Raw genomic sequence first — 390 nt, forward strand, 5'->3', positions numbered from 1 at the left:
CTCTCAAGAAACCCAGCGGAAAAGATCAGTTTTCAGGGAGTCGGCGCGTTTGGCTGGAGCTGGAATCCGAGGGCGGAAGCACGTCGCCTGAGGGCTGCGATGCTGCGCTCGCGCTGCTGTTCCTCGTAGCGCTGCTGCCCCTGGTCGACAAAGGCTTCACCGCGCGTGAGCATGAAGTACACCATGCGGGCAAGCTTGTGAGCCACCGCGGTGTTGGCGCGCGGCTTGTCCATGCGGGCGCACAGCCGGCGGTAGAACGCGCCGAGCGCCGAGTCGCTGCGCGACAGGCTCATGGCTGCCATTTTCAGTGCCTGGCGGGCGCGGTTGGCGGAGGGTCGGGTGCTGGAGGACAGCGTCTTGCCGCCACTGATCTTCGTGGCGGGGCACAGA

Annotated in this window: 1 pseudogene; it reads right to left on the bottom strand. The window is 65.9% G+C overall.

The annotated features are described in order from the left end of the window. Nucleotides 1–32 precede the first annotated feature (32 nt). Nucleotides 33–390 (bottom strand): annotated as a pseudogene (locus tag P0D89_RS54185) (IS110 family transposase); the annotation flags it as partial.

This window comes from Paraburkholderia sp. RL18-085-BIA-A, from assembly GCF_046027075.1.
Classification (GTDB): domain Bacteria; phylum Pseudomonadota; class Gammaproteobacteria; order Burkholderiales; family Burkholderiaceae; genus Paraburkholderia.